General features: G+C 68.6%; 22 protein-coding genes and 1 riboswitch. Of the genes, 11 read left to right on the top strand and 11 right to left on the bottom strand.

The window, feature by feature from the left end; genetic code table 11:
- Positions 1–11 precede the first annotated feature (11 nt).
- Positions 12–1,253 carry an alpha/beta hydrolase gene (locus tag IEW13_RS11480; protein WP_188551066.1) on the top strand — a complete coding sequence of 414 codons (1,242 nt, stop codon included), beginning with the start codon at positions 12–14 and terminating at the stop codon, positions 1,251–1,253.
- Positions 1,246–2,433, top strand: a complete 1,188-nt coding sequence (locus tag IEW13_RS11475; RefSeq protein WP_188551065.1) for an MFS transporter — start codon at positions 1,246–1,248, stop codon at positions 2,431–2,433. The genes IEW13_RS11480 and IEW13_RS11475 overlap by 8 nt, the downstream gene beginning before the upstream one ends.
- Before the next feature lie 21 nt (positions 2,434–2,454).
- Here the strand turns inward: IEW13_RS11475 and IEW13_RS11470 are convergent, their stop codons facing one another.
- A complete protein-coding gene (locus IEW13_RS11470) occupies positions 2,455–2,793 on the bottom strand; it encodes a P-II family nitrogen regulator (protein ID WP_188551064.1) in 339 nt (112 codons plus the stop codon).
- An 18-nt stretch (positions 2,794–2,811) separates the two neighbouring features.
- The gene (locus IEW13_RS11465; RefSeq protein ID WP_188551063.1) at positions 2,812–4,050 is read right to left on the bottom strand and encodes an ammonium transporter; all 1,239 of its coding nucleotides are present in this window, start codon (positions 4,048–4,050) and stop codon (positions 2,812–2,814) included.
- A gap of 269 nt (positions 4,051–4,319) precedes the next feature.
- Between IEW13_RS11465 and IEW13_RS11460 the strand changes: the two genes are divergently transcribed.
- Complete coding sequence (locus IEW13_RS11460) at positions 4,320–4,958, top strand: hypothetical protein (protein WP_188551062.1); 639 nt, start codon at positions 4,320–4,322, stop codon at positions 4,956–4,958.
- Positions 4,959–4,964: 6 nt separating this feature from the next.
- On the top strand, positions 4,965–5,585 hold the full coding sequence (locus tag IEW13_RS11455; protein WP_188551061.1) for an OmpA family protein: 621 nt from the start codon (positions 4,965–4,967) through the stop codon (positions 5,583–5,585).
- A gap of 197 nt (positions 5,586–5,782) precedes the next feature.
- Here IEW13_RS11455 and IEW13_RS11450 read toward each other — a convergent pair whose 3' ends face one another.
- From IEW13_RS11450 to IEW13_RS11430, 5 genes are all read right to left on the bottom strand, one after another.
- Positions 5,783–6,784 carry a glycine betaine ABC transporter substrate-binding protein gene (locus IEW13_RS11450; protein WP_188551060.1) on the bottom strand — a complete coding sequence of 334 codons (1,002 nt, stop codon included), beginning with the start codon at positions 6,782–6,784 and terminating at the stop codon, positions 5,783–5,785.
- Between the two features lie 280 nt (positions 6,785–7,064).
- Positions 7,065–8,072: a glycine betaine ABC transporter substrate-binding protein gene (locus IEW13_RS11445; protein ID WP_188551059.1), complete on the bottom strand. Its 1,008-nt coding sequence runs from the start codon at positions 8,070–8,072 to the stop codon at positions 7,065–7,067.
- 90 nt (positions 8,073–8,162) lie between these two features.
- Complete coding sequence (locus IEW13_RS11440; RefSeq protein WP_188551058.1) at positions 8,163–9,032, bottom strand: ABC transporter permease; 870 nt, start codon at positions 9,030–9,032, stop codon at positions 8,163–8,165.
- Entirely contained in the window at positions 9,029–10,441 is a 1,413-nt protein-coding gene (locus IEW13_RS11435) for a quaternary amine ABC transporter ATP-binding protein (RefSeq protein WP_188551057.1), read from the bottom strand. Before IEW13_RS11435 ends, IEW13_RS11440 begins: the two co-directional genes overlap by 4 nt.
- A 575-nt stretch (positions 10,442–11,016) precedes the next feature.
- A complete protein-coding gene (locus tag IEW13_RS11430; protein WP_188551056.1) occupies positions 11,017–11,295 on the bottom strand; it encodes a hypothetical protein in 279 nt (92 codons plus the stop codon).
- A gap of 311 nt (positions 11,296–11,606) precedes the next feature.
- On the opposite strand from IEW13_RS11430, the gene IEW13_RS11425 reads away from it, so the two are divergent.
- Positions 11,607–12,104, top strand: coding sequence for a MarR family winged helix-turn-helix transcriptional regulator (locus IEW13_RS11425; protein WP_229745109.1), 498 nt, complete (start codon positions 11,607–11,609; stop codon positions 12,102–12,104).
- Positions 12,105–12,218: 114 nt separating this feature from the next.
- Here the strand turns inward: IEW13_RS11425 and IEW13_RS11420 are convergent, their stop codons facing one another.
- On the bottom strand, positions 12,219–12,509 hold the full coding sequence (locus IEW13_RS11420; protein ID WP_188551054.1) for a DUF4235 domain-containing protein: 291 nt from the start codon (positions 12,507–12,509) through the stop codon (positions 12,219–12,221).
- A gap of 214 nt (positions 12,510–12,723) precedes the next feature.
- A riboswitch (TPP riboswitch) is annotated at positions 12,724–12,836 on the top strand.
- Between the two features lie 30 nt (positions 12,837–12,866).
- Between IEW13_RS11420 and IEW13_RS11415 the strand changes: the two genes are divergently transcribed.
- From IEW13_RS11415 to IEW13_RS11390, 6 genes are all read left to right on the top strand, one after another.
- Positions 12,867–13,499 carry an ECF transporter S component gene (locus tag IEW13_RS11415; RefSeq protein ID WP_188551053.1) on the top strand — a complete coding sequence of 211 codons (633 nt, stop codon included), beginning with the start codon at positions 12,867–12,869 and terminating at the stop codon, positions 13,497–13,499.
- A gap of 137 nt (positions 13,500–13,636) precedes the next feature.
- Positions 13,637–15,274: an ABC transporter ATP-binding protein gene (locus IEW13_RS11410; protein WP_188551052.1), complete on the top strand. Its 1,638-nt coding sequence runs from the start codon at positions 13,637–13,639 to the stop codon at positions 15,272–15,274.
- On the top strand, positions 15,271–16,131 hold the full coding sequence (locus tag IEW13_RS11405; protein ID WP_229745108.1) for an energy-coupling factor transporter transmembrane component T family protein: 861 nt from the start codon (positions 15,271–15,273) through the stop codon (positions 16,129–16,131). Before IEW13_RS11410 ends, IEW13_RS11405 begins: the two co-directional genes overlap by 4 nt.
- Before the next feature lie 266 nt (positions 16,132–16,397).
- Positions 16,398–17,705, top strand: coding sequence for an NtaA/DmoA family FMN-dependent monooxygenase (locus IEW13_RS11400; RefSeq protein ID WP_188551051.1), 1,308 nt, complete (start codon positions 16,398–16,400; stop codon positions 17,703–17,705).
- 3 nt (positions 17,706–17,708) lie between these two features.
- Complete coding sequence (locus tag IEW13_RS11395) at positions 17,709–18,287, top strand: NADPH-dependent FMN reductase (protein WP_188551050.1); 579 nt, start codon at positions 17,709–17,711, stop codon at positions 18,285–18,287.
- Positions 18,277–18,792, top strand: a complete 516-nt coding sequence (locus tag IEW13_RS11390) for a flavin reductase family protein (protein WP_229745107.1) — start codon at positions 18,277–18,279, stop codon at positions 18,790–18,792. Before IEW13_RS11395 ends, IEW13_RS11390 begins: the two co-directional genes overlap by 11 nt.
- Positions 18,793–18,902: 110 nt before the next feature.
- On the opposite strand, the gene IEW13_RS11385 is transcribed toward IEW13_RS11390, so the two are convergent.
- From IEW13_RS11385 to IEW13_RS11375, 3 genes are all read right to left on the bottom strand, one after another.
- Complete coding sequence (locus IEW13_RS11385) at positions 18,903–20,063, bottom strand: M24 family metallopeptidase (RefSeq protein ID WP_188551049.1); 1,161 nt, start codon at positions 20,061–20,063, stop codon at positions 18,903–18,905.
- Between the two features lie 75 nt (positions 20,064–20,138).
- A complete protein-coding gene (locus tag IEW13_RS11380; RefSeq protein WP_188551048.1) occupies positions 20,139–21,329 on the bottom strand; it encodes an aminotransferase-like domain-containing protein in 1,191 nt (396 codons plus the stop codon).
- Positions 21,330–21,415: 86 nt separating this feature from the next.
- Positions 21,416–22,297: LysR family transcriptional regulator (locus IEW13_RS11375; protein WP_188551047.1), on the bottom strand; the 882-nt coding region annotated here is incomplete at its 5' end.

Raw genomic sequence — 22,297 nt, 5'->3', positions numbered from 1 at the left:
CGGAGGTGAGGATGGAAGCGCGCTGGGAACCGGATGTGCTCGGAGACGGCTATGAGGCGACGGTCCTCGACCTCGGGCATGACGAGGAGGGGCCGCTGCACGCCACGCTCGTGCGATACACCCCGCCGCGCACACCGCGCGTCCTGATCCGGCGGGCGGCCGCCGCACTGCTGCGGCGCGCTCCCGGTCAGGACGTCCTCCCCTTGGCCGATGCCGACGTCCTCTATGTGCATGGCTGGAACGACTACTTCTTCCAGACCCATGTGGCCGAGGCGTTCGCCCGGCTGGGTGCGCGGTTCTTCGCCCTGGATCTGCGGAAGTACGGGCGGAGCCTACGGCCGGATCAGACGGCGGGCTTCGTGACCGACCTGGCCGAATGCGATCAGGAGATCGAGATGGCCCTCGGCCTGATGGAGACCGCTGCGCGTGGCCGCAGGCTCATCCTGATGGGGCATTCGACCGGTGGTCTCATCCTCTCCCTGTGGGCGCACCGGCACCGGGGCCGGGCCGATGCGCTGATCCTGAACTCGCCCTGGCTGGAGTTCCAGGCGGCGGCGACGGGCCGGAAGATCCTCGCCCCGCTCGTGGAGGTCCGCGCGCGCCGGGACCCCAGGGCGCCGGTGACGTCCATCGTGCTGGGCAACTACGCGACGTCGATCTCCGCGGAACGGCGAGGGGAATGGACGTACAACACGGAATGGAAGCGTGATCGCCCCGCCGAGCCTCGTGCCGGCTGGCTGGCCGCCATCTTCGCTGGTCAGGCGCGCATCGAGGACGGGATCGACGTCGGCTGCCCGGTGCTGAGCATGATGTCGAGCGCCTCGACGCTGCGGTCCCGGTGGACGGAGGCGATGATGCGCACCGACTGCGTCCTGGAGGTCAACCACATCGCGCGGGCCTCGCTGAAGCTCGGCCCCGCGGTGACGGTGGTGCGGCTGGAAGGTGCCATCCACGATGTGTTCCTGTCCGCCGCGCCGGTGCGCCAGGAAGCGGAACGGCAGATGGTCCGCTGGCTGTGCGGCTACGGGCGGATGCCGGGAAGCGCCGCCCGCCGCGCCGCGGCCGCCTCCCCGGTCACGGACATCGCTCCTGCCGGCGGATCCCCGGAGGCCGATGGCGTAGCGTCCGGGAACCGTGGCTCGTCCTCACCTGCCGGAACCGACCCAGCCGGCAGGATAGACCGGGCCGGCAGGATCGACCGGACCGGCAGGACTGGGCGCGGCCCCGGGAATACGGCGGACGCCGATGCCTGAGGCGACCGCCGTACCCGGCCCGGCCTGGCGCGTCCTCGCTCTGGGCGTGGCCGCGCAGGCCGCCGCCACCTTCGTCATCTCCACGCCGGCGTACCTCATTCCGTACCTGCATCTGGGCACCGGTATGTCCCTGGCCCAGGCGGGAGCGCTGGCGTCGGCGCCGAACGTGGGCATGGTGCTCACGCTGGTGCTCTGGGGCGCGCTGGCCGACCGGTACGGCGAACGCTGGGTGATCGCCGCCGGGATGGCGCTCACCGGGGCCGCGGCGCTGGGGGCCGCGGCGGTCGACGGGATCCTGCTGCTGGGAGCGGTGCTGCTGCTCAGCGGCGCGGCGGCCGCCAGCATCAACGCCGCCAGCGGCCGCGTCGTCGTCGGCTGGTTCCCGCTACGGCGCCGCGGTCTGGCGATGGGCATCCGGCAGATGTCCGTGCCGCTGGGTCTCGCGGTGGCGGCGGTGGTGGTGCCGCCGCTGGCCGAGCGATACGGCACAGCCGGGCCGCTGCTGGCCGGGGGCCTTGCCTCGGTGCTGCTGGCGGCAGCCTGCGCGGCCGGCATCGCCGATCCGCCGCGGCCGCCGCGCAGCGCCACCGATCCGCCGCCGGGGAACCCCTACCGCGGGAACGCGTTCCTGCTGCGCATCCACGTGCTCTCCGTGCTCCTGGTCATCCCGCAGTTCACCCTCTCGATCTTCAGCCTGGTGTGGCTGATCGCCTCGATGGGATGGAGCCCGGCGGCGGCCGGCATCGTGGTGGGAATCTCGCAGCTGGTGGGAGCCTTCGGCCGGATCGCGGTGGGAGTGCTCTCCGACCGGGTCGGCAGCCGGGTGCGGGTGCTCCGCTGGGTCGCGGTGAGCGCCGTGGCGGTGATGCTGCTGCTGGCGCTGACGGACGTGGGCGATCTGGGCGTCGTGGCCGGGATCGTGCTGGTGCTGGCTGTCACGGTCAGCGTGGCGGACAACGGCCTGGCCTTCACCTCGGTGGCCGAGGCGGCCGGCAGCGGCTGGGCCGGGCGGGCGCTCGGCATCCAGAACACCGGCCAGTTCATCGCCTCCTCGGCGCTGGGGCCGGTGGCAGGCGCGCTCATCACCGCGGTGGGCTACCCGCTCACCTTCGCCCTGGTGGCTCTGGCGCCGCTGCTGGCGATCCCGCTCGTGCCCCGGCAGGACAAGCACCGGCGCTGAGCCGGGGACGGGCCGCAGGACTCAGATGGCGCTTTCGCCGGTCTCGCCGGTGCGGACGCGGATGGTCTCCACCACGTCCGTCACCCACACCTTGCCGTCGCCGATCTCCCCGGTCTTGGCGGCACGGGTGATGACGGCGAGGGCATCGTCCAGGCGCCCGTCCCCGACCAGCAGCTCGATCCGGATCTTGGTGCGGAACTCCACGGTGTAGGCCGTCCCGCGGTAGTACTCCGTGCGACCAGCCTGGGCGCCGTGCCCTTTGACCTCGGTGATGGTCAGCCCGGTGAACCCGGCTTCCGCCAGCGCGGCGCTGACCTCGTCCAGGCGGGTGGGCTGGATGACGGCGGTGATGAGCTTCATGGGTGGTCCCCTTCCGGGTCAGAGGGTGTCACGGGCATAGGCGGTCTCGGCGTGCAGGGCCCGGTCCAGGCCGGCGGTCTCGTCGTCCTCCGAGACCCGGATGGGCCGGATCCGGTTCATCACCCAGGCTATGGCGTAGGTGACAGTGAAGGAGTACACGAGCGTCACGGTGATCGCGACGATCTCCCGCCAGATCAACCCGGGGTCCCCGCCGAGGAAGACGCCGGCGGTCTGGGCGGGGGCGCTGGCCGAGCCGAAGAACACCACGAACATGGCGCCGACGATGCCGGCGATGCCGTGCACGGCGAAGACGTCCAGGGAGTCGTCGATGCGGTGCTTGCGTTTCCACATGATCGCCCAGGCGGCGGCCATGGCGGAGAGGAACCCGACGAACAGCGCGCCGAGCGGGCTGACGGCATCGGCCGAAGGAGTGATCCCCACCAGCCCGGACACCATGCCGGTCACCAGGCCGAGCAGGGTCGGGTGACCGTCGCGGATCTTCTCCACCAGCATGAAGCCGAGCATGCCGGTGGCCGCGGCGATGGCGGAGGTGAGGATCACGTACTGCGCCAGGAAGTTGGCCCCGCCTGCGGTGCCGCCGTTGAAGCCCATCCAGCCGGCCAGGATCATGCCGCCGGCGATGACGGTCATGGGGAGGTTGTGCGGGCGGGTCTCGGTGTTCTTCCGCGCCCCCAATACCAGGGCGATGGCAAGGCCCGCCGCGCCGGCGTTCATGTGCACGGCGGTGCCGCCGGCGAAGTCGTGCAGCCCGAGCTGGCTGCGCATCCAGCCGCCGATGTACCCGCTTTCCTCATCGGTCTCGGTGAACACCCAGTGCGCCATCGGCGCGTAGACCAGCGTCACCCAGAGGACGGAGAAGACCAGCCAGGACCCGAAGCGCATCCGGCCGGCGGCGCCGGAGGCGACGAGGGCGACGCTGACGGCGGCGAACAGGATGTAGAACGCGCCCCAGAGCGGCCCGCCCTCGCCGTCGTCCTCGAAGAACCCGCCGTAGCCCAGGTACTCCAGCGGATTTCCGATGAGACCCAAGCCGCCCACGGAGTCGCCGACGACGAGGCCGTGGACGTAGACGATGTAGATCACGGTGGTCACCGCGAGGGTGCTCATCACCATCATCATCATGTTCAGGACGTTCTTCCCGTCGAGCATCCCGCCGTAGAACAGGGAGATCCCGGGGAAGAAGAAGGTCACGAGGGCGAAGCAGGCGAGGATCCACGCGATATCGGCTGGACTCATGGCGGGCCTTTCCCATGCGGCGAGTGCGGATGTGTGAGGAGTCGGGAGAGAGCGTCGTAGTGAGCACGGTATGCGTGAGCTGTTTCATCTGAGTTAAAGCGGTTCGCTGCCGGTGTAACGTTCCGTGCCGTGCGGTGTTACGCCGGTGGTAGCGTCCTCGCACCGGGCTTCCAGGACGGCCTGTCGCAGGCCTGTCACAGTCGTGGTCGTCCCGCTGGCGGTCATGCAAGACTGGAACGGCACCGAGCTGTCTATCCAGGAGCCCTGCCGTGACGTATGCACCGTCTCGCCCCTCGCCCCGGCTGCTGCGCGCGACCGTCGTGTCCGCCGCCCTCAGCGCCCTCATCGCCGTGAGCGCATGCACGGGAGGGGACGGCGATCAGGCGGAGCAGGGCGGTCAAGGCCAAGGGGGCGGCCAGGGAACCCAGCAGGGCGCCTCGGCGTCCGGCGAGCAGCAGTCCGCCCGTGAGCTGGGGGACCTCGGCTCGCGTGAGGGCATCGTGGACCGGGTGCCGGCGACGGTCGTGCTGAGCAGCGTCAGCGCACAGGGGCAGACCCTCACGGTCACCTTCACCGTCACCAACGACTCGGAGAGCGACCGGATGTCCATCGGCAGCGCCTTCAGCAACGATCTCGACGACACCTCCGGGGACGCAGGGCAGTCTTCCGCCGAGCGCAACAGCGTCGACGGTGTGTACCTCACCACCGAAGAGGGCAAGCGCTACCTGGTGGGGCGTGGGGAGAACGGCATCTGCGCGTGCAGTTCGGGGCTCTCGTCCGTCTCCGTCGACCCCGGTCAGTCCTACACGCTCTCGGCGACGTTCGCCGCCCCGCCGGAGGAGGTCGAGACCGTCACGGTTCACATCCCCGGCTACGGCGCGTTCGAGGGCGTGGGCATCGCCCGCTGAGCCGTGATGCGCTTTCTCACCGAGACCCGATGGCAGATCCTGGGCACCGCCGTGCTCCTGGTCGTACTGCTGGGTGGCATCGCGGTGACTCTCCTGGTGCGCACCGCGACCGGTGGCGGCGAGGAGGAAGACGCCACCATCGAGCTGGACGGCGTCGTCTACCCGGTGGAAGACCTGGGTGCGCCGGTGGAGGACCTCGTCCCCGGCGGAGAGGATCTGGCCCTGCCGGTCGAGGACCTGGAGTTCGGCGAAGCCACGGAGTCCGGCGGACTGACGGTGGAGGGGGACACGTTCGTGCTCTCCGCGGAGGTGCTCTTCGACTCCGATCAGGACACGCTCTCCGATGAGGCCAGCGAGGAGCTGGAAGAGCTCATCCGGCGCCTGCGGGGCTTCGACCCGCGCCGCCTGCGGGTGGTGGGGCACACCGACACCGACCACACGGCGGAGTACAACCAGGACCTGTCCGAACGGCGCGCCGAGACCATCGCCGAAGCCCTGCGTGAAGGCCTGGGACCGAACGTCTACGTCGACTCAGAAGGACGCGGCGAGACCGAACCGGTCGCCGACAACGACACCGAAGAGGGCAAGGAACTCAACCGCCGCGTGGTGGTCAGCATCGAGGAATGACCGGCCGCTGGGCGGGCATCCGGGCCGGATGGCAGGGGCAGGACAGCAGAACGCCGGGCAGCTCCTCTCGAGCTGCCCGGCGTTCGTCTCGGCAGCCGGTGCTCCGCGTGGAAAGCGCCTGCCCGCGCGATCCAGCGGGCGAGCGCCCGTCTGCGCGGGACGCCGCGGGCCCGCGCAGGCGGGCGCGCCCGTGCGGCTCAGGCCAGAGTGCCGGCGCGGAGCTGGTCCGCGTAGTCCGGGTTCTCCTCCAGCCATTCGGCCACGGCGGCATCCGGATCCTCGCCGCCGTAGTGGTCCTCGCTCATCATGAGGCTCTGCAGGCTGGAGAACTGCTCCTCGTCCAGCAGGATGTTCTTCAGCAGCTGTGCCGCGTAGGGGTCGTCCTCGGTGAAACCGGTGCGCGAGGTCAGCCACAGTGACTCGCCCTCGCCGAGCGCGGCATCCGGGTCCTCCAGGTCCCGGACGGGCCAGGCGTCGTAGGCCCAGTGCGGATGCCACAGGGTCACGACGATGTTCTCCCCACTCTCCACGGCCGAATCCAGCTCAGCCAGCATCGCCGGGGTGGAGGAGGTGATGAACTCGTAGTCCTCCAGGCCGTAGCCCGGGATGACCTCGTTCTCGACCCGCTGAGTCAGGCCGGCGCCGGGCTCGATGCCGACGACCCGGTTGCCGTACTCGGCGGCGAACTCGGGCAGATCGGCGATGCTCTGGGCCGGTGAGTCCTCATTGACGGCGAGGGTGTTGACGGCGTGCTCGTAGTAGCAGCCCTGAGCCTCCAGGTCGTCGCCGTACTGGTCGATGTACTCCGCGTGGGCCACCGGCATCATGGTCGAGGTCAGGACGTCGATGTCGCCCTGCGACGTGCCCAGGAACGCAGGGCCGGCATCGTGTGCCTCCATCACCGGGGTGTAGCCGGCCTCTTCCAGGAGGGCCTTGGCGAGATACCCCACGGTGACCGTGTCGTCCCACCCGTTGATGACGGCAATGGAAATCTCGCCGCCCTCGGGTTCCAGCTGGCTCAGATCGACCGAGTCCTCGCTGGGATCGCACACATCCCACGCGGAACCGCCGCCTTCCGCCGCGCCATTGTCATCGGCGGGGGCCTCGCCCTCTCCCGTGTTCGTCGCCCCGCAGCCGGCCAGGAGCAGAGCTCCGGCGGCGAGGAAGCCGCTTGCCTTGGACAGATTGGCCAGTTTCATGGTTGCTCCTCCTTGGTGTCGTTCTTCCTTCCGGACGCCCCCGCCGGCCGGGCCGGCATCGTCCAGCCGCCTGCCTCCGCGTCCCGCAGGGCGTGACAGGGCATAGCAGGGCGTGCCGGAGCATGAGGCATCCGGGTACTCGCGCCCGTGGCCGGCGGCATGAGAACGCCGGGCGGCTCGTCGCGGGGACGAGCACTGCCCGGCGTCTCATGTCACGCGGAGCGTGCGGCTGTGCGCGGTATCAGGCGGTGCGCACAGACTGTGGTGCTTCCAGGCTGGTTCAGCCCAGTTCGCCGGCGCGGAGCTGATCCGCGTACTCCGGGTTGTCCTCGAGCCATTCGGCCACCGCGGCGTCATGGTCCTCGCCGCCGTAGTGCTCATCGCTCATCATGAGGTTCTGCAGGCTGGCAAGCTGGTCATCGTCCAGCACCAGGTTGTTCAGCAGCTGTGCCGCGTAGGGGTCGTCCTCGGTGAAACCGCCGCGGGAGAAGTTCCAGATGACCTCGGTCTCGCCCAGGGCGCCCTCGGGGTCCTCCAGGTCGCGGACGGGCCAGGCGTCGTAGGCCCAGTGCGGGCGCCACAGCGTCACCAGGATGTTCTCGCCGCTCTCCACGGCGGAATCCAGCTCGGCGAGCATCGCCGGGGTGGAGGAGGTGATGAACTCGTAGTCCTCCAGGCCGTAGGTCGGGATGACCTCTTCCTGGGTGATCTGGGTGAGGCCAGCGCCGGGCTCGATGCCGACGATCCGGTTGCCGTACTCATCGGCCAGATCCGGCAGATCGGCGATGCTCTGAGCCGGCGAGTCCTCGTTCACCGCGAAGGTGAGCACGGCATTGTCGTACCAGCAGCCCTGCGCCTCGATGTCGTCGCCGAACTGCTCGATGTAGTCCGCGTGGGTCAGCGGCAGCCAGGTGTCGGTGAGCAGGTCGATGTCGCCCTCGGCCAGGCCGGTGTACCCGGGGCCGGCCTCGTAGCTGTCGATCGTGACCGAGTAGCCGTCCTCTTCCAGGACGGCCTTGAGCAGGTGCGCGGTGGCGTAGGACTCGTCCCAGCCGGTGAAGGCGCCGATGGTGAGGTCGCCGCCGGCGGGGTCGAGTTCGGTCGCATCGGCGGATGTGGCACCCGGCGTGCAGTCGCCCCAGGCGCTGCTGTCGCCGCCTTCCGGTGCGCCGGCCTCCTCACCGCTGCCGGCCTCGCCGCCACCGGTGTTGCTTGCGCCGCAGGCCGTCAGAAGCAGGGCTGTGGCGGCGGCGAAGCCGCCGGCCTTGGACAGATTGGCCAGTTTCATGGTTACTCCTCCTCGATTTCCTTCTTCGTCGTCACGCTGCGAGCACGTTGCTGGGTGCTGTGCGCCGTGCCCCGTGTGTCGTATGCCGGTTCAGGTGCTCGCCTTCAGGGCGCGTGCCAGCGGCGAGCGATGCCCCAGCGCGGCGGTGACCCGGTCCAGGTAGACCGCCACGATCACCACGGCCAGGCCGGCCTCCACACCGAGCGGCACGTTCACGCGGGACAGCGCGCCCACGATCTCGCCGCCCAGGCCCTGAGCGCCGACCATCCCGGCCAGGACGACCATGGACAGGGCGAGCATGATCACCTGGTTGATGCCGGCCATGATGGTCGGCATCGCCAGGGGCAGCTGGATCTTGCGCAGGATCGACCAGGCGGTGGCGCCGAAGGCCTGACCGGCCTCCACCACCTCGTGGTCCACCTGGCGGATGGCCAGCTCGGTCAGCCGCACGCCGGGCGGCATGGCGAAGATGATGGTGGCGATGATGCCCGGGACCTGGCCGATGCTGAACACCGAGATCACGGGTACCAGGTATGCCAGCGCCGGCATCGACTGCATGAAGTCCAGGACCGGCTTGACCACCAGCGAGACTGCTCTGACCTTCGCCGCCAGGATGCCGACCGGGATCGCCAGCAGGATCGCCATCACGCAGGCCACCAGCACGAGGGCCATCGTCTGCATCGCCGGCAGCCACAGGTCCAGGGCCCGGATCAGGTAGAAGCCGATGGCGGTCACCACAGCGAGCTTCCAGCCGCTGGCCAGCCAGGCGACGGCCGCGAAGATGGCGATCATGATCAGGAAGATCGGCGTCGCCAACGTGTATTCCAGGGAGCCGTAGAGCAGGTCCAGCAGCCAGCGGACACCGCCGATGAGGCCGCTCAGGGCGCTCTGCAGCCACCGGATGACCTCATGGACGAAGTCACCGAGCGGGAACCGCGGGTTCAGGGGATCGAAGTTCACAGCCCGTCCTCCTTCCGCTCAGTGGCGGTGGCATCGCTCGCGGCATCGTCCTCCAGGCCGGGGGCAGGGCCGGTGAGTGACTCATCGGCGCCCAGGTCCTCCTGCGGGACGGCCTCGGCAGCGAGGTCCTGTGGCGAGGCCTGGGCCTGCCCGGCACCGTGATCGCCGTTGACCTTCTCGCCGGCGTGCAGTTCGCCGGAGTCGTCGATGACGGGGATCTCCCCGGTGTCCGGGCCGATGCTGGCCATGGTCTGCAGCAGGGCGACCCGGGGGATGACCCCGATGAGGCGTTCTTTGTCATCGGTGACCGCGAGCGGCACGATCGACGAGGATGCGGGCGCGAAGAGCGACGACAGCGGGTCGTTCTCGTTCACGCGCAGCACGTCCTTGGTCTCGATCAGCGGGGTGATGGACTTCTGCCCCTCCCGGGCGGCGCGCACCACCTGGCGGTCGCGGACGAGCCCGAGCAGCTTGCGGTGCCGGTCGGTGACCAGCAGCGCGGCGACCTTCTGCTCCTGCATGGTGTGCAGGGCCACCCGCGGGCCGACGTTGGACTGGACCACGGCGTTCGGCCGTTCCATGACGGATCCGGCGGTGAGCACGCGGGTGCGGTCCACGTCCTGCACGAACTGGGCGACGTAGTCGTTCGCCGGTTCGGTGAGGATCTCCTCGGACGTGCCGATCTGCACGATCCGGCCGTCGCGCATCACCGCGATCCTGTCTCCGAGGAACATAGCCTCGTTCAGGTCATGGGTGATGAACACGATGGTTTTGCTCAGGGTCTCCTGCAGCTCGATGAGCTGCTCCTGCATCTCGCGGCGGATCAGCGGGTCCAGGGCGGAGAAGGCCTCGTCCATCAGCAGGATGTCGGTCTCCGCCGCCAGGGCGCGGGCCAGGCCCACGCGCTGGCGCATGCCGCCGGAGAGCTGATGCGGGTATTTGTCGCCCCAGCCGCCCAGGCCCACGGTGTCCAGCCAGGTGTCGGCGCGTTCCATCCGCTCGGCCTTGGGCACCTTCTGCATCTCCAGGCCGTAGGCGGCGTTCTCCCGCACGGTGCGGTGCGGCAGGAGCGCGAAGTGCTGGAAGACCATGGAGATCTTGTCCCGTCGCGTGGCGCGCAGGGTGCGGGCGTCCATCTTGGCGATGTCGCTGCCCATGATCTTGATGGATCCGGTGGTGGGCTTCCACAGGCCGTTGATGGTGCGGATGAGGGTGGATTTGCCGGAGCCGGACAGGCCCATCACCACGAAGATCTCGCCCGGCTCCACGGAGAAGCTGGCATCGATCACCGCGGCGGTGCCGAGCTGGGTGAGGTCCTTGCGGTCCGCACCCGCTTCCAGCCGCTTGACGACTTCCTGCTCCCGTTTCCCGAAGACCTTGTAGACGTGTGAGGCCTCGATATGTGACACTCGCGGTCCGCCTCTCCTTCAGTTCTGTTCTCTATACGTCTCGTGTCGTCTCATGCGGCGTTCGGCGCGTGGGCCGGCGGGGCGCGGTGCTTCCTCGCGGGAGGCGCGTCAGGTGGTGACGGGCGCCGCCGGTGGGCCGCTATGGGCCCCGGGCAGGGGGCGCCGTTGTCGTGAGGGACGTGGGCGTCGGGTTCGCAATGAGCGTCCAGCCGGTGTCAACGCAGCTCACAGCCCCTGCCGGCTCATGACTCTATCGAAGAGCCCTGGGCTGAATGTTGCGGTTCATGCGCCGATGCGGCTCAACCACGCCGGGATGGTGCGAAACTGCTCCGGCTGAACTGGGCCGTTGTGTATTGCGCAACGTTATCCCATTGTTACACTTCGACGCCTTGCGTCACCGTCGAGGTGACGAGCAGGTGGCGGATGCCGGGCTGGAATTTCGATGCTGGTGAGAGGCCTGCCGGCGGCGTGAAGCGGCGCTCTTTCCGGCAGGGATTCTTGTGTGATGTTCCCCGCGTGACACGGGGTCGCGGGCGGTTGGCCGATGGGGCCATGCGAGCGATCCTGCTGGCGGGTCAGGGTTGCTGGTTGCCGCCGGGCCTGTCGCTGTGGTCCGCAGGGCCGGGGTCGGGGTCACTGCCGCCTGCTGGATCTGGGCTCGTGTCTGCGACCAGGTAGCTCGTGCCGTCCGGGTTCACGATGCGCCGCAGCTTGAGGCGATGAAGGTCCTCGCGCCGCTGCTCCTCGGAGCGCTCGGAGCGCCCTGCGCCGCGGCTGATCTGAGCGGGACCGAAGAACATCCGGGTGCGATTCATCGCCCGCAGGAATCTGTTCTGCCGCGGCTTGTCCGCCATGTCTGTCTCCTCCGATCGCGATGGGGCCCGCAGTGTTGCGCGCGAGGCCCTGCGGTAATGATTAGTATACTAATTAATATTCCGGCCTCACGGCATAGCGTCACCATGGTGTGCTGCTCGTGCTGTGTTCCCGCCGGCCGGCCCTGTGGCCTGAGCAAGGGGCGGAGCCCCGACCACGAGGACGGTGCGCCAGGACAGGCTGGAGCGGGGGCAGGTGGAACAGGACAGGTGGAGCAGGACAGAGGGGCGCCAGGTCAGCGTGGATCAGGGCGGGCCAGGGCAAGGCACGATCGAGACGGGGAGACATGCGGGTGGGTGCGCAGCGGAATGAGCCGCGGGATGAGGTCTCGCGGGCCGAGGACGCTCTGGCCCTGGAGCATCAGCTGTGCTTCGCCCTGACAGTGGCGGCCCGCAGCGTCGTGGGAGCCTACCGGCCAGTGCTGGAGCAGCTCGGCCTGACCCACCCGCAATACCTGGCGATGCTCGCCCTCTGGCAGCGCAGTCCCCGCTCGCTCAAAGAGCTCAGCCGCGAATTGGCTCACGAGCCGGCGACGCTCTCGGTGCTGCTGAACAGGCTGCAGGAGCGAGGGCTCGTCACCCGCACGCGCAGCGACGGCGACCGCCGCAGCATCCTGGTCGACCTGACGGACGAGGGCGCGCGGATGCGGGAGCGGGCGGTGGCGATTCCCGGCATCATGCTCGAGCGGCTGGGCCTCGATCGTGCCGGGCTCGAAGAGCTCAATAGCCGCATGCGCAGCCTGATCGACGCCGCTGAGCAGGCGTCTCACCGCCCGGCCCCGCCGATCTGACCGGCAGTCCCACGCCGGCGCGCCGGCGTTCACCTCGTCAACGCAGAAACGCGGAGATGCCAGCGGCGCCGGAAGGCCGGGCCCCGAACCGGGACACCGGACTCGAAAGAGGCGTCAGGGTCCTTCGAGGGTCCGGTACTGCTTGGGCAGCCCCTGCTCACCGAAGCGTTCCCGGACGAAATTCGCGGCGGCGCGCTCGACGAGCAGCTGTACCACGGCGATGCCCACACCGGAGACGATCGTCCATGCCAGCGCCTCCGGCAGCCCTACGCCGGACTGCTGCGGGTTGACCGGCGCCGGCCGGTGAGTCGTCTTCTCCCAGGCCTTCGTGAGGACCTTCCGCGCGGCGATCCCCGCCAGAGCGGCTCCACCGGTACCGACGACTCTCCAGGCGATCTGTGACATGGTCCCTCCCAGGAACGTGATCGGGATGACTGGTTCGCTCCGAGTCTACGCGGGACGTGGCCGCTGCCGTCGCGCCGGCTGCCCGCAACGGCGAGCGACCCCGGTTCGTGCTGACGGGCCCGGCTGCAACTGGGGTCGCCAGCACGAACCGGAGCCAGCACCGGGGTCTGCGCCTATCCGGCCACGCCGGTGTGCGCCGTGTTCTATAGTGGAAGGCGACCGACAGGGGAGCGCCCACAAGGGGGCGCTGAGATTGCGCCCCATAAGGCGCTGACCCTCGAACCTGATCCGGCTAGCACCGGCGTAGGGAGTCGAGATTCTCGTCACCCCTCCTGCTATCGATGTACAGGAGGACGTATGTCATCCCATGCTGCCCGCGCGCAGTCACAGCCTGAGCCCACCGCACCGCAGCCCGGCCGTTTCCGCTGGCGAGTGGTCGACATCGTCGTCGCGAGCGTCGTCGCCGTCGCGACCGGTGTCCTGTTCTGGATCTGGTCTAGCTCCTGGTCGGCGATGTCCGTTCCGTTCGCCGCCTTCCCGCCCGCCGCCGGGCTGCTTACCGGCGTGTGGTGCCTGGCCGGACCGCTCGGCGCGCTCATCATCCGCAAGCCCGGTGCCGCGCTCTACTGTGAGCTGCTGGCCGCCACCGTCTCCGCGCTCATCGGTACTCAGTGGGGCCCCCAGGTGCTCATCTCCGGGTTCATCCAGGGACTGGGCGCCGAGCTGGTGTTCCTGCTGTTCTTCTACCGTCGCTTCGGCATCGGCGTGGCGATCCTGGCCGGTCTGGGCGCCGGCCTGTTCCTGGGCGTGAGCGAGAACATCATGTACAACGTCGAATGGGCGTTCACCTGGCAGGCGGTCTACACCGTGACCGCTTCCGTCTCCGGCGCACTGCTCGCCGGTCTCGGCGCGTGGCTGCTGGTCAGGGCGCTGGCCGCATCCGGGGCGCTGTCCGCGTTCGCGGCCGGCCGTTCCGCCAGGGAGGTCTAATGGCCGCCGGCGCCCGCCCGACGGCTTCGCGCCGTCCGCCTCGGGCGACTGGAGCCCGCCTCAACCGGGCCAGCCTGGCGAAAGCGCGTCTGACGGCCTCGTGCGCCTGGCTGCCGCCAGCCTGAAGGGAGTCGCAGATGACCGTGCGTAACCCAGACGGCACCGGTGTTCCGGAAGCAACGGGCCAGGACCTGGTGTCCCCGGACGCCAGACCGCCGGAGGTCCTGGTGCGGCCGGCTCGGATCGAAGCCCGGGGCTTCTCCTGGCGGCATGCCGGACGGAAGGACCCGGCGCTCAGCGGGCTGGACCTGGTGATCGAACCGGGCGAGAAGGTCCTCATCGCCGGTGCCTCCGGCTCGGGGAAGTCCACGCTGCTGCACGCGCTCGTGGGACTTCTGGACGACGAGGCCGGGCACCGTGGCGGTGAGCTCCTGGTGGACGGCGCGCCGCCGGACCCGCGCAGCGGCCGTGCCGGCCTGGTCCTGCAGGACCCCGATGCGCAGGCGGTGCTCTCCCGGCTCGGCGACGATATTGCCTTCGGCCTGGAGAACCAGCGCTGGCCGGTGGAGCGCATCTGGCCGCGAGTCCGGCAGGTGAAGGACCTGGTCGGTCTGGGACAGCAACTGGACCATCCCACCGAGGCGCTCTCCGGCGGGCAGAAGCAGCGGCTCGCCCTGGCCGGGGTCCTCGCCTACGCGCCGGGTCTCGTGGTCCTGGACGAGCCGACCGCCAATATCGACCCCGTCGGCGTCCCCCGCCTGCGGGACGCCGTCCTGGACTCCTGCCGGGAGACGGGGGCGACGCTCGTGCTGGTGGAGCACCGCATCGGCGCCTGGGCGGAGCATATGGACCGGCTCATCGTGCTGGGTCCGGACGGTGTGCTCGCCGACGGCTCGCCGGAGGGGGTGCTCCAGGACGCCGGGCTGCGTCCGGTCCTGGACGCGGCGGGGGTGTGGTACCCGGGGCGGAGCAGCGCCGTCCTGGTGGAGGCTGACGGGATGCCGGGCACCCCTGCCGGTGCTGGGAAATGCCAGGAGGGCACCGCGGCTCCGGAGGTACTCCTGGAAGCCGAGGACCTGGCGGTGGCGCGGACGCTGCACGGCCCGCCCGCGGCCACCGGCATCTCCCTGCGGCTGCGTGCCGGCCACGCCGTGGCGCTCATCGGCGCCAATGGTTCCGGGAAGTCCACCGCGGCCCTCACCCTGGCTGGATTCCTGCCGCCGCGCGGCGGCACGGTGCGGGCCCATCCAGCACTGCTGCGGCATCGCGCGGTCCAGCCGCCCCGGGGCAGGAAGGCCAGACGCCGGCGGGACTCCTCGGACCCCGCGCAGTGGCCGGCCGTGGACCTGGTGGCACGCATCGGCTACGTCTTCCAGGAACCCGAGCACCAGTTCCTCGCCACGACCGTCAGGGACGAACTGGCCCTCGGGCTGCGCCGGACCGGTGCCGGGCACGAGGCGGAGACCGTGGACCGGCTGCTGGAGGAACTGCGGCTCACCAGGCTGGCCCAGGCCCACCCCCTGACGCTGTCCGGGGGTGAGAAGCGGCGGCTCTCGGTGGCGTGCATGCTGGCCACATCGCCGCCGGTGCTGGTCCTCGACGAGCCGACCTTCGGGCAGGACGCCCGCACCTGGGACGCCCTCATCGGGCTGATCCGGGCCCGTCTGGAGGAAGGGTGTGCCGTGCTGACGGTCAGCCACGACCACGCCTTCGCCAGAGCCCTCGGCGCAGAGGCGCTCAGTCTCGGGGTCGAGGGAAAGGAGCGGCGGCGATGAGCGCCACGACCATGGTGGAGGGCACGACGGCCGCGCCGAGCGGCGCGGGAGTGCCGGCACCGGGAACGGATCTGCTCGTCCCGGTGCGGCGGCGCACCCTGATGGTGCGCACCCACCCGGTGGTGAAGCTCGGCTGCGCCTTCGCCGTGACGCTGACGGTGCTGCTGAGCGTGGACATGATCTCCGCGGGGGTGCTGCTGGTGGCGCTGCTGCTGGCGCTGCCCTTCTCCGGGCTGGACATGCGGGTGCTGTTGCGGCGGCTGTGGCCGATCCCGGTGGCGTGCGTGCTCAGCGGCTACGGCACCGCGCTGCTGGCACCCGCCTCAGGGACCGTGCTGGTGGACTGGGGGCCGCTGGGGTTCTCCACAGGTTCGATCCTCACCGGTGTAGCGATCGCGATGCGCGGCATGGTCCTCGCCCTCGCCGGGGTGCTGGTGTTCGCGACGACGGACCCGACGGATCTGGCGGACGGGCTGGCGCAACGGTTGCGGCTCTCCCCGCGCTTCGTGCTCAGCGCGCTCGCGGCCTTCCGGCTGGTCGGGCTCGTGATCGCGGACTGGCGGGCGCTGAGCATGGCCAGACGCGCCCGCGGCGTCGAACGGGCACGGGGGCCGGTCGGCATCGTCGCCGGGTTCTTCGCCCTGGCGGCGGCGTTGCTGGTGCAGTCCATCCGGCGGGGCACCCGGCTGGCGGCGGCGATGGAGGCGCGCGGCTTCGGCGGGAAGCACCGCAGCTGGGCGCGCCCCTCACTGCTGCGCCCTCGGGACGCGGTGATGCCCGCGCTCACGGTGCCCCTGTGCGCACTGGCGGCCGGCCTGGCCGTTTCCCTCGGCACCTGGAACTTCATCTTCCTGTGAGCCGGGATTGTGTAGCTGCGCCTCACGATATCGGGTTGAACCCTTTAATAGACCCCGACGTTATCTTGCGTATGCTGATAGTGGCATAGGTCACAGTGTAGTCACCTGCGGTGATGTGAACCGCTCGATTGCTTTCTGGCGGAAACTGCTGTGACCGAGGGGCGCTTTTCGCGGCTTCGATCGGGACCTCTATGAACGCATCATGACCGCGGGAATCTCGCTGTGGCTCCCAGGAACAATTTCCGGGAAGGGACGCAACGACGACAATGACCGCTCCAAAATTTCACCTTGGCTGGTTCCTTCAGGAGTCGAGCATTCAAGCATGGGGAAAACCCTGGACCGGCAACATCGACAAAGAGTGGGCAGACGCGAGCCTCTTCAAGGTCCTGGCGCAAGAACTCGAACGGGCCTGTTTCGACTACATCCTCATTGAGGACGGCGGCAGCATTAGCGAAGCGTACGGTCAGTCGCTGGACTTCGCGCTCAAGAACGGGCTTTCTGTACCGCGTCACGAGCCCGCAGCCTTGGCCGCCACGCTCCTGGAGATCACCTCCCGGATCGGCATCGTGACCACCCTGGGCACCTACGCCTACCATCCCTACCCGGTGGCGCGCATCATCGCCACCCATGATCTTCTCTCCGGCGGCCGGGGCGGCTGGAACGTGGTCACCGGTGGCCCCACGCACCCCAACTGGGGTCTCAACGAGGTCCGGCCGCATGACCTGCGCTATGACGAAGCCGATGAGTACGTGGAGGCGGTGACGCGGCTGTGGGACTCCTGGGAGCCCGGCGCCATCGTGGCCGATCGTGAGAACGGTGTGCTGGTGGACCCGGAGAAAGTCCACCACGTGAACTTCGAAGGTAAGCACTACCAGACGCGCGGCCCGCTCAACCTTCCTGCGCTCTACGGGCGCCCGGTCATCGCCCAGGCCGGTGGGTCCCCGCGTGGCCGGGAGTTCGCCGCCACTCACGCGGATACCGTGGTGGCCAGCCTCAACTCCGCAGCGGATATGAAGGTTTTCCGCGATGACATCCGCGCCCGCGCGGAAAAGAACGGCCGCAACCCCGATGACGTCAAGGTCCTCTTCCTGGCCTCGCCCATCCTGGGGGAGACCAATGAGGACGCCGCCTTCCGGCATCGCCGGCAGATGGAGTACATCGAGACCCACATCGAGAAAGATCTGGCCAAGTTCGCCCAGTCCACCGGCATCGACTTCTCCGCCATGGACTTGGACGCCCCGGTGGAGGAGCTGCACACCGAGGGGCACCAGCAGAACGTGGAGCAGTTCATGAAGCACGCCGCCGGCGGTAAGACGCTTCGCGAGGCCGCCGTAGAACGGTTCCAGAACCGCTGGCAGCTGGGCCTGATCGGCACCTCCGCGCAGGTGGCGGAGAAGATGGGCGCCATGATGGAGGAAGTGGGGGGAGACGGCTTCCTCATCACGCTGCCGGATATGAGCCGCCGGACCATCGCGGAGATCGTGGACGGTCTGGTGCCGGAACTGCAGCGGCGCGGGCTAGCCCGTATCGAGTACACGCACGAGCGCCTCCGCGATACCCTGCTGGAGTTTTAGACCATGACACCGTCAGAGACCACTCCTGCCACGGTCACCGCGCCCGCCGGGCTCACCGCCGTGACCGTCGTGGGAAACCCCAAGAAGGACTCACGCACACGTGCCGCCGCGGAACGCGTTGCCGCGCAGCTGGGTGCACAGAACCACACCATCGAGCTGAGCGAGCTGGGGCCGGGCCTGCTGGGCTGGGGCGATCCGGCGATAGCACAGGCCGTGAGCGCCGTTCAGGGCGCGGACCTCGCGATCTTCGCCTCGCCCACGTTCAAAGCGGCCTACACCGGTCTGCTGAAGCTGTTCCTGGACCAGTTCCCGGGCGGTACGGGCCTGCAGGACGTCGTGGCGGTCCCGCTCATGCTCGGCGGCAGCCAGGCGCACTCCCTGGCGCCGGAGCTCACCCTGCGCCCGGTGCTCTCGGAGCTGGGCGCCACCTGTCCGGCGGCGGCGCTGTATCTGATCGACTCGCAGTATGAGACCGATGGCGCGCTGGAAGCCTGGGTGGAACGCTGGGGCGGAACCGTCGCAGCCGCGTGCCGGGCTGCCGGCAGCGTACGGGAAGGAGAAGGATCCGACGATGGCCGGTGAGACGACGATGCTTGAAGCAGTCGAGGGCTTGGACTCTGGGGTGCTGCGCACGGCGTTCTCCGGGTTCCCCTGCGGGATCGCGGCACTGTCCGCGATGACCGAGGGAGCCCCCAGCGTGCTCATCGCCTCCTCCTTCACCGTGGGGGTCTCGATGGAGCCGCCGCTGGTGATGTTCGCGGTGCAGAAGACCTCCACCACCTGGCCGCAGCTGGCCGAGGCACCCGTCATCGGCGTATCCGTCCTGGGGGAGGCCCATGCGGACAAGACCCGCCAGCTGGCCGCCAAGAACAAGGCCGAACGGTTCCGCGGGGTGCAGACCCATGCGGGAGAAGACGGGGCGCTCTTCCTTCATGAGGCACCCGTCTGGCTGTCTTGCGGAATTGAGCACACCTATCCGGCAGGCGATCACGACATCGTGGTGCTGCGGGTCCTGCGGGTGCGCGTGGACTTCAGCCACCAGCCGCTGCTGTGGCACCGCTCCCTGATGGTGCCGGTCAGCCGTTGAATCTGCGCTGCTGGGTCAGCGTTCACTGAGTTCCTGAGTCAGCCTGGGCCGCTGAGTCCGGATGTGCAGAAGAGGTGCCCCTCTCGCACGGGGAGCACCTCTTCTGCATCTCAGATCAGTTCGAAGAGTTCCCGTGGTGAACCGGTGAGGACCTCCGCGCCGGATTCGGTGACCCGGAACGTCTCACTGATCACGTAGCCGAAGTCCTCGTCGATCCAGTTGCCGAGCATGAGGTGGAACGTCATATCGGGCTTCAGGACCGTGGGATCGCCGAGCTTCAGGCTCGCGGTGTTCTCAGCCCAGTTGAGCCCCACGGCATAGCCGCAGCGTGACTCTTTCACCACTCCCCGGGCTTCTGCCGCACTGTAGAACGCCTCGGCCACATCGCCGCATGTCCGGCCGGGCGCTACCGCCGCGAGGGCTGCCTCCAGGCCGGCCACCTCGGCATCATGAACACGACGAAGCCGGTCCGGTGCGCGGCCGAGGACGAATGTCCGCATCAGTGGCGCCACATAGCCGTGCCGCATTCCGGAGAGCTCGATATTCACCTGCGAGCCGGCCTGCAGGACATCATCCGCCCATGGGATGTGCGAGGTGCCTGTCCGCGGTGTCGCACACAGGAAGAACGACGCCAGGGCGGTACTCGCCAGTCCATCCGTGCCCCTGACCAGCTGAGCGATGATCTCCGCGGCCGCCTCCGCTTCGGGAACTCCCGGGCGGAGCACTTCCGCCGCACGTGTGACGGCGGCATCCGTGATGGCACCGGCCTGGCGCATCATCTCGATCTCCAGATCGCTTTTCACCGCCCGGACCGTGGCGATCACGCCGGTCACGTCGTGAAACCGCGCCGCGGGCAACCGCGCCCGAAACTTCTGAGCTGCCTGCGCTGGAACTTCGAGTCCGACACCAGAGCTGGAGACTCTGCTGTCTCCCAGGAAGTCGATGACAGCGTCAAAACCGTCCTGCTCTGGATTGCCCACCAGATTCTCGGCGTACCCGATGACGCCACCTTTCCCCAGGTGGGTCTGATAGAGAGCAGCGGGGGCATCCATCCGGCGCAGGATAAAGACCGGGTCGTCGGCATCGCTGAGCACGACCACGGCTTGCGGAACATAGCCGGACTTGGCTGTATAGCCGGTCAGATAGGCGATGTGCGAATCGTCGGAGGTGACCAGGGCGCTGAGATCCTGTGCGGCCATTTTCTGCTTGACCGCGTTGACGCGGCGCCGGAACTCAGCCTGCGGAAAGGGCGGTGCGGGCACTAAAGCCATGAACGGCTACCTCTCTTCTGTTTAAGTTGTGAAGCGCCGGCTATGAGGTTCTTGCGGTCTTTCCTTAGGGCGGCGTCAGCGCTGCACGAGCACCCGCTTCAGCCGGGCCACGCCCTCGTCGATGCGTTCCGGGGTGGAGGTGGCGAAGCACAGCCGCAGGGAGTCCTGGAAGCGGCCGGTGGCGGAGAACGCCGGACCCGGGATGTAGGCGACGCCTTCGGCCAGAGCCGTCTGGAACAGTGCTTCTGTGTCCACGTCCGACTCGGCGAATGTCACCCACAGGAAGAACCCGCCATCGGGATCAGTGGCGCGCGCAGTGTCCCCGAAGTACCGTTCCAGGGCGGCGCGCATAGCGTTCTTCCGCTCGTGGTAAAGGCCCAGGACGCGATCCACGTGCGGCTGCAGATGGCCACCGGCAAGGAAATCCGTCACAACGCGCTGGGTGGGCACGCTGGTGCAGGTGTCCATGGCCTGTTTGGCGTTGACCAGCAGCGGCCGCAGGCTCGGATCCGCGTCCACCCATCCGATGCGCAGTCCGGGCGCCAGGATCTTGGAGAAGGTCCGGACCGAGAAGATTCGGGGATTGCCCGGATCGATCTCGCTGAAGGACGGGATGGATGCGCCCTCGAAACGGAGCATGCCGTAGGGGTCGTCGTCGATGATGACCGCTCCCCATTCCGCAGCGAGTTCCAGCAGGTGCTCGCGGCGCCGGCGTGAAAGGGTGACGCCGGAGGGATTCTGGAAGTTCGGGATCGTGTAGATGGCCTTGGGTATGCGACCGGACTGTGCCACCAGTTCCGGCAGGACCTCCACCACCAGGCCATTCTCATCCAGGGGTGCTTCCAGTGGCACGGCGCCGTAGGACAGTGCCGTGGCGTTGCCATTGGTGTAGGTGGGACCTTCCACGATCACCGTATCGCCCGGATCCACAAACAGCTTGCAGGCCAGGTCCAGGCCCTGCATGGCACCTGTGGTCACAGTGATCCGTTCCGCCGTCCCGGAGAGACCTTGGGCGGCCTGAAGCTTGAGGATCTCGTCGATCAGATCGGGTTCGCCCTCCGTGGCGCCGTAGCTGTACTTGTCCGGCACGGTCCGGGCGGCTAGCCGGTCCATCAGTTCCACCGGCATCAGATCGTCGCTGGGAGCGCCCATGGCGAACCGCACGATGTCGTGCTGCTGGCTCGCCAGAAGCGAGGTGGACGAATCGATGATCGAGCCGATCAGATCGGAGGTCCGTGCAGCGAGAGGAAGAGTGCGATCAGCCATGGTGTCCTTTGATGTCAGCGGGTTTCGCCACCAACATAAGCAGCACGGATCACGCAAGAAAAGTACTGATTTATAACCAGCTTCTGTTAGCTGTGCTTAATCTTGCTCAGGGACCCGTTGGTGTCCAGGTGAGCTGCCAGAGTGTCGCGACAGGCCTCGATGGCCGGACGCTGCTCGGCACCAGCGCGGCACACCAGGGAGATCGTCCGGTGCTGTGGTGTCCCCGGCAGGGCTGAAGGCTTCAGATCCGCACCCTCATGCTGGATCAGCAGGTCGGGCAGGAATGCCGCTGCCAGACCTTCCGTAACCATCCGCAGATGGAACAAGAGATTGGCGGATTCATATGCGACATCCGGCTCGAAACCCCGTTCACGGCACACTCGCCGGACCCAGGCATGGGCTTCGGAACCGCTGGGTTCGAGGATCCATTTCACGTGCTTCAACTCCTCCAGCTTCGCGCTCGGAGTCGCTCCCGGCAGGTAGGCGCGGATCGGATCGTGGGTGAGCAGATCGGCGTGGAGGGAATCCGGAACGGCCTCGGAGGTGCCCGGATAACTGTCGACGACGAGGGCATCGATGCGCCGCGAGGACAGCAGCGAAAGACCCTGCTCAGGCTCCACCTGGCGGAAACGTATGTCCAGCGCCGGATGCTGATGGTTCAGGGCAGCGATGACTCGCGGGATGGTGGTCAGGCTGATACTCGCGAATGCCGCTAGGCGCAGAGTCCCGCGCACCTGGGTGTCACTGGCCGCCAGTCCGGCTTCGGCGCGTTCCAGGATGGCGAGGATCTCATCGGCGTGCCGGACGAGCTCTTCGGCCGCCGAGGTCAGCAGGACTCCGCGGCCCACCTTCTGTAGCAGCGGCGCACCGGCTTCCTTCTCCAGCAGGGAGAGTTGCTGGGAGACGGCGGAAGGCGTGTAGGACAACGCGTGTGCTGCGGCGGTGATGGTGCCCCGGAGGTGGGGACT

Origin of the sequence: Sediminivirga luteola (genome assembly GCF_014639315.1) — a bacterium.
GTDB classification, from domain to species: Bacteria; Actinomycetota; Actinomycetes; order Actinomycetales; family Brevibacteriaceae; genus Sediminivirga; species Sediminivirga luteola.
This window is presented reverse-complemented; position numbering and strand designations above follow the sequence as displayed.

What these genes read in the sequence shown, in the direction of transcription:
- IEW13_RS11480 (WP_188551066.1), top strand. Translation starts at nt 12, where the DNA reads ATGGAAGCGCGCTGGGAACCGGATGTGCTCGGAGACGGCTATGAGGCG.
- IEW13_RS11475 (WP_188551065.1), top strand. Translation starts at nt 1,246, where the DNA reads ATGCCTGAGGCGACCGCCGTACCCGGCCCGGCCTGGCGCGTCCTCGCT.
- IEW13_RS11470 (WP_188551064.1), bottom strand. Translation starts at nt 2,793, where the DNA reads ATGAAGCTCATCACCGCCGTCATCCAGCCCACCCGCCTGGACGAGGTC.
- IEW13_RS11465 (WP_188551063.1), bottom strand. Translation starts at nt 4,050, where the DNA reads ATGAGTCCAGCCGATATCGCGTGGATCCTCGCCTGCTTCGCCCTCGTG.
- IEW13_RS11455 (WP_188551061.1), top strand. Translation starts at nt 4,965, where the DNA reads ATGCGCTTTCTCACCGAGACCCGATGGCAGATCCTGGGCACCGCCGTG.
- IEW13_RS11450 (WP_188551060.1), bottom strand. Translation starts at nt 6,784, where the DNA reads ATGAAACTGGCCAATCTGTCCAAGGCAAGCGGCTTCCTCGCCGCCGGA.
- IEW13_RS11445 (WP_188551059.1), bottom strand. Translation starts at nt 8,072, where the DNA reads ATGAAACTGGCCAATCTGTCCAAGGCCGGCGGCTTCGCCGCCGCCACA.
- IEW13_RS11430 (WP_188551056.1), bottom strand. Translation starts at nt 11,295, where the DNA reads ATGGCGGACAAGCCGCGGCAGAACAGATTCCTGCGGGCGATGAATCGC.
- IEW13_RS11420 (WP_188551054.1), bottom strand. Translation starts at nt 12,509, where the DNA reads ATGTCACAGATCGCCTGGAGAGTCGTCGGTACCGGTGGAGCCGCTCTG.
- IEW13_RS11415 (WP_188551053.1), top strand. Translation starts at nt 12,867, where the DNA reads ATGTCATCCCATGCTGCCCGCGCGCAGTCACAGCCTGAGCCCACCGCA.
- IEW13_RS11410 (WP_188551052.1), top strand. Translation starts at nt 13,637, where the DNA reads ATGACCGTGCGTAACCCAGACGGCACCGGTGTTCCGGAAGCAACGGGC.
- IEW13_RS11405 (WP_229745108.1), top strand. Translation starts at nt 15,271, where the DNA reads ATGAGCGCCACGACCATGGTGGAGGGCACGACGGCCGCGCCGAGCGGC.
- IEW13_RS11400 (WP_188551051.1), top strand. Translation starts at nt 16,398, where the DNA reads ATGACCGCTCCAAAATTTCACCTTGGCTGGTTCCTTCAGGAGTCGAGC.
- IEW13_RS11395 (WP_188551050.1), top strand. Translation starts at nt 17,709, where the DNA reads ATGACACCGTCAGAGACCACTCCTGCCACGGTCACCGCGCCCGCCGGG.
- IEW13_RS11390 (WP_229745107.1), top strand. Translation starts at nt 18,277, where the DNA reads ATGGCCGGTGAGACGACGATGCTTGAAGCAGTCGAGGGCTTGGACTCT.
- IEW13_RS11385 (WP_188551049.1), bottom strand. Translation starts at nt 20,063, where the DNA reads ATGGCTTTAGTGCCCGCACCGCCCTTTCCGCAGGCTGAGTTCCGGCGC.
- IEW13_RS11380 (WP_188551048.1), bottom strand. Translation starts at nt 21,329, where the DNA reads ATGGCTGATCGCACTCTTCCTCTCGCTGCACGGACCTCCGATCTGATC.